The organism is Streptomyces sp. (assembly GCF_019510245.1).
Taxonomy (GTDB): domain Bacteria; phylum Actinomycetota; class Actinomycetes; order Streptomycetales; family Streptomycetaceae; genus Streptomyces.
Map to the genome: position 1 here is coordinate 1 of NZ_JAEKKT010000275.1, position 4,722 is coordinate 4,722.

A 4,722-nucleotide genomic window follows, 5' to 3' on the forward strand; every position below is an offset into this window, starting at 1 on the left:
CTGCCGATCACCCAGGCCAAGGGCCAGGCGCGGCGCGCCGCGGAGAACTTCCGCTACTTCGCCGACGTCATCGTCGCGCTCGGCGAGGAGGCCTTCCGGCAGGGTGGTGAGCAGTTCAGCTATGTGGTCCGCACCGCGGTCGGGGTCGCCGGCCTCATCACCCCGTGGAACACCCCGTTCATGCTGGAGAGCTGGAAGCTGGCGCCGGCCCTCGCCTCCGGCTGCACGCTCATCCTCAAGCCCGCCGAGTGGACGCCCCTGTCGGCTTCGCTCTGGCCGGAGATCTTCGCCGAGGCGGGCGTGCCGGCCGGAGTCGTGAACATCGTCCACGGCATCGGCGAGGAGGCCGGGCAGGCCCTCGTCGACCACCCGGACGTGCCGCTGATCTCCTTCACGGGCTCGACCGACACGGGCCGTCACATCATCCGTTCCTCGGCCGAGCACCTCAAGACCACGTCGATGGAGCTGGGCGGCAAGTCCCCGGTCGTCGTCTTCGCCGACGCCGACCTCGAAGCAGCCCTGGACTCCGTGGTCTTCGGCGTGTTCTCGCTCAACGGCGAACGCTGCACGGCGGGTTCCCGGGTGCTCGTCGAGCGCCCGCTGTACGAGGAGTTCACCCGCCGCCTCGCCGAGCGAGCCGACCGGGTCAGGGTCGGCCTGCCCTCCGACCCCGAAACCGAGGTGGGGGCGCTGGTCCACACGGAGCACTACGAGCGCGTCCTGAACTACGTCGAGATCGGCAAGAAGGAGGCCCGGCTGGCGGCGGGCGGGGCCCGCCCGGACCACCTCACCGAGGGCAACTACCTCCAGCCGACCGTGTTCGCCGACGTGTCCCGTGACGCCCGGATCTTCCAGGAGGAGATCTTCGGCCCCGTCGTGGCCGTCGCGCCCTTCGACGCCGAGGCGGAGGCGATCGAGCTGGCCAACGCCACCCAGTTCGGCCTGGCCGCGTACATCTGGACCTCGGACCTCAAGCGCGGTCATCGCATCGCGCACGCCGTCGAGTCCGGCATGGTCTGGATCAACTCGCACAACGTCCGTGACCTGCGCACCCCCTTCGGTGGTGTGAAGGCGTCCGGCGTCGGCCGGGAGGGCGGCGCCCACAGCATCGACTTCTACACCGAGTCCAAGATCGTCCACGTCGCCCTCGGTGACGTCCACACCCCACGATTCGGAGCCGCCCGATGAGGGGATCAGCCGCACCGGACGTCGTGCGCTCCGCCTACGCCCAGCTCGTCGTCACCGACCTGGCCAGGGCCCGCTGGTTCTGGGTGGACATGCTCGGTTTCCACGTCCAGTACGAGGACGCCGACTCCCTCTACCTGCGCGGGACCGATGAGCTCACCCATCACTCGCTCGTGCTGCGCAAGGGTGAGATCGCCGCTCTCGACCACATCTCCTACCGCGTCCGTACCCCCGAGGACGTCGACAAGGCGGAGAAGTTCTTCCGCCAACTCGGCCGCCCCGTCAAGCGGTTGAAGAAGGGCGAGGGCACGGTCGGAGTCGGGGACGCCGTACGCGTCGTCGACCCGCTCGGCTTCCCGGTCGAGTTCTTCCACGAGATCGAGCGGGGTGAGCGCCTCATCCAGCGTTACGACCTCCACCGCGGCGCCCAGATCGCCCGCCTGGACCACTTCAACATCTGCACCCCCGACATCCCCGCCGCCTACGCCCACTACCAGTCCCTCGGCTTCGGCTGCTCGGAGACCATCGAGGGCGACGAACACGAGCTGTACGCCGCCTGGATGTACCGCAAGCAGACCGTCCACGACGTCGCTTTCACCGGTGGCGCGGGTCCCCGCCTGCACCACCTGGGCGTCGCCACCCACGAGTCCCACCAGGTGCTGCGCACCGCCGACATCTTCGGCGCGCTGCACGAGGAGAAGCACATCGAGCGCGGGCCCGGCCGGCACGGTGTCTCCAACGCCTTCTACGTCTACCTGCGCGATCCCGACGGCCACCGGGTGGAGATCTACACCTCCGACTACTACACAGGCGACCCGGACCACGAGACGTACCGGTGGAACGTCAACGACGACCGCCGCCGCGACTTCTGGGGCAATGCCGTGATCGAGTCCTGGTACAAGGAGGCGACCCCGGTTCTCGACCTCGACGGACGGCAGCAGCCGGTGAGCAGCTCACTGCTGGACGAGTCCGCCGTGCAGGTCGGCGCCGACGGACTCGGCTGACCGCGCGAACAGCTCCGGTGCCGGGTGCGGCACCGGAGCGGCCGGCACGGCGGGGCCAGAACGTGCATCCGGCCCCGTTGGCCGCCAGAACCCGCATCATCCCTGGTCAGTGGCGGTGACCCGACCTCGGAACCGTTCGGTGGCTGCGTCGAATGCCGCGTACCCTGTGTCCATGTTGTAAAGCGAGGGGGTGCCATGTCCGAGCCGGCGGCATCGACCACGGCGGCCGCCCGGCCTGCCAGGAGGCTCTCGGCAAGCCGTGAGCGGACCATCCTGCGAGCCGTCTACGAGATACTCGCCGAGTCCGGGTACCAGGGACTGCACTACGAGGCAGTGGCGACCCGCGCCAGGACGAGCAAGGCCACGCTGTACCGCCACTGGCCCACCAAGGCGGAACTGGTGAGCACGGCCATGACCTTGCGCCCGGCCGAGGACCTGCAGGTGCCGGACACCGGCACGCTGCGCGGCGACCTCCTGGCATACCTCCATTCGCTCGCCGAGTGGATGAGTGGCGAGCCAGGCGCCGTGATCAGCGGGCTTTTCGTCACCATGCGCAATGATGCTGAGCTCGCGGCGCTGCTGCGCCCCTTGCTGATCCCCGCTGTACCGCCCGTCCGGGCTGTCTGCGAGCGGGCAGAACGGCGTGGAGAACTCGCCCTGGACCGGGACGTGCGATTCATCGACGAGCTCTGTGCGCCGGCCCTGTTCATGCGCCACGCTCTGCTCGGCCTGCCTCTGGATGCGGAGTTCGTCGAGTATCTGGTCGACGGCGTTGCCATGCCGCTGCTCGTTCGAGTCACGCCGTGAGCCTGAGGTTGCGAGAGATGACGAGTCCGGCGGGGCCGGGCACCGTGGCCTGATCGTTGGCTCCGGCGAAAACGATCCGTGCGAGAACGGGATCCCGCTCGGGCCGCCCGGGATCGGCAGGACGCACCTGGCCGGCGGGCTCGGCGTCAAAGTCGTCCACGCCGGCTACTCGGTCCTGTTCGACACCGCCAGCAACTGGATAGCCCGCCTGGCCGCCGCCCATCAAGCCGGACGCCTGGAGGCGGAGCCGAAGCAGATCCGCCCTTACAAGCTGATCATCATCGACGAGGTCGGCTACCTCCCGTTCGACCAGGACGCGGCCAACCTGTTCTTCCAGTTCATCGCCTCGCGTTACGAGCGTGGCTCGGTCATGGTGACCTCGAACCTGCCCTCGGACGCTGAGGAGAGAGCTTCTCCGACGACGTGGTCGCGGCCGCGATGATCGACCGCCTGGTCCTCACCCTCACCGGCGACTCCTACCGCGCCCGGCAGCGACGCGAACTGCTGGGCAAGGCCGACGGCGACGGACGCCGGTGACTCACAGGGCCCACCAGCAATACAGCCGCCGGTCAGAAACCTGAGCACGCTGAGCCAGTCCGGCCAGGGCCTCCAGCACACCAGCCGCCACCTCGACGCTGATCCCGATCTGCTGGAGCTCGTCGGTCATGGACCACGGCTCGGCGAATCGGACGAGGTCGTCCTGCGTCGCCGAGGCCAAGGCAGCGGTCAAGGTGTCCGTCACACTCACGACGAACGCCCCGTCGCGCTCCGGGTCCGACAGCAGTTCTCCGGACCGGGGACGTTCGCCGGCCTCTTCAAAGCTGCAGCCCGTCATGATTGCTTCGAGCCGGGCGATCGCGACGACCGGGTCGATGTTCTCAAGAAAGACCACGTCGAGGTCCGCCTGCCCCGGGCCACCCGGAGTCTGCAGGACAGCGACAGCACCCTGATCGTCGGCGGCAGAGAAGTAATCGCACAGCGGCATGCCGAGGATTCTGGCATCTGCGGCCGACAGTCCTGCCGGCACCGCCGGGGCAGACGACGTTCTCGCCGACTCGTCCCCTCGGTCGAAGTCGTCTCCTTCGTTCCGGACTTCTTCCAGTTCGGCGAGGGCGACGTGACCGGCGTGGTGGCGCTGCTCCTGATGCACGTCGCAGGGGCCATGATCGCGGTCAGGCGTACCGCAGAGTCATGCCGCCGGCCTAGGTGCGGCGACCGTAGCGACGGTGGGGCAGTGAGTGGTCCGGCTGTGTGATCACGTGGACGCCCGGGGCGGAAGGTCCTGCTCGGTCCAGATGCACTTGCCGTCGTCGAGATAGCGGGCGCCCCAGCGCCGTGAAAGAGCGGCGACGAGTTGCAGCCCGCGGCCGCCCTCGTCGGTGTAACTGGCGTGGCGTATGCGGGGGGTGGTCAGGCTGCCGTCGTAGACCTCACAGGTCAGGGATCGGCTGCGCAGCAGGCGGAGGCGGATGGGGCCCTTGGCATGCCGGACGATGTTTCCGACCAACTCGCTCACCAGCAGCTCGGTGGTGGGTACAAGATCATCGAGTCCCCATGCGTCCAGTTGTTCGCGCACGTACTCGCGAGCCTGTCCGGCTGCCTGGGGATCGTCAGGGAGGGGGAAGGAGGCGACGTCGCGGGCAGCAGTGCACCGGGTACGGACGATGAGCAGGGCTGCGTCGTCCGTCGTCTGTTCGTGGTCGGGCAGCAGAGCCGTCACGACCCT

6 protein-coding genes are annotated in these 4,722 nt (G+C 68.7%); 4 read left to right on the plus strand and 2 right to left on the minus strand.

Annotated elements, in window-relative coordinates; translation table 11 throughout:
- The 4 genes from JF597_RS48660 to JF597_RS48675 all read left to right on the plus strand — a co-directional run.
- Positions 1-1,188, plus strand: a 1,188-nt coding sequence (locus tag JF597_RS48660) for an aldehyde dehydrogenase (protein WP_294012168.1), incomplete at its 5' end; no start/stop codon positions are given.
- Positions 1,185-2,189, plus strand: a complete 1,005-nt coding sequence (gene hpaD, locus JF597_RS48665) for a 3,4-dihydroxyphenylacetate 2,3-dioxygenase (RefSeq protein WP_294012171.1) — start codon at positions 1,185-1,187, stop codon at positions 2,187-2,189. The genes JF597_RS48660 and hpaD, both read left to right, overlap by 4 nt.
- Positions 2,190-2,384: 195 nt before the next feature.
- Positions 2,385-2,996 carry a TetR/AcrR family transcriptional regulator gene (locus JF597_RS48670; protein ID WP_294012174.1) on the plus strand — a complete coding sequence of 204 codons (612 nt, stop codon included), beginning with the start codon at positions 2,385-2,387 and terminating at the stop codon, positions 2,994-2,996.
- Positions 2,929-3,438: an ATP-binding protein gene (locus JF597_RS48675; RefSeq protein ID WP_294012177.1), complete on the plus strand. Its 510-nt coding sequence runs from the start codon at positions 2,929-2,931 to the stop codon at positions 3,436-3,438. Before JF597_RS48670 ends, JF597_RS48675 begins: the two co-directional genes overlap by 68 nt.
- Before the next feature lie 96 nt (positions 3,439-3,534).
- On the opposite strand, the gene JF597_RS48680 is transcribed toward JF597_RS48675, so the two are convergent.
- Both JF597_RS48680 and JF597_RS48685 read right to left on the minus strand, forming a co-directional pair.
- A complete protein-coding gene (locus tag JF597_RS48680) occupies positions 3,535-4,146 on the minus strand; it encodes a hypothetical protein (RefSeq protein ID WP_294012180.1) in 612 nt (203 codons plus the stop codon).
- A gap of 105 nt (positions 4,147-4,251) precedes the next feature.
- Positions 4,252-4,722: ATP-binding protein (locus JF597_RS48685; protein ID WP_294012183.1), on the minus strand; the 471-nt coding region annotated here is incomplete at its 5' end.

Coding starts and splice junctions, on each gene's coding strand:
- hpaD (WP_294012171.1), top strand. CDS start 1,185: ATGAGGGGATCAGCCGCACCGGACGTCGTGCGCTCCGCCTACGCCCAG.
- JF597_RS48670 (WP_294012174.1), top strand. CDS start 2,385: ATGTCCGAGCCGGCGGCATCGACCACGGCGGCCGCCCGGCCTGCCAGG.
- JF597_RS48675 (WP_294012177.1), top strand. CDS start 2,929: ATGCGGAGTTCGTCGAGTATCTGGTCGACGGCGTTGCCATGCCGCTGC.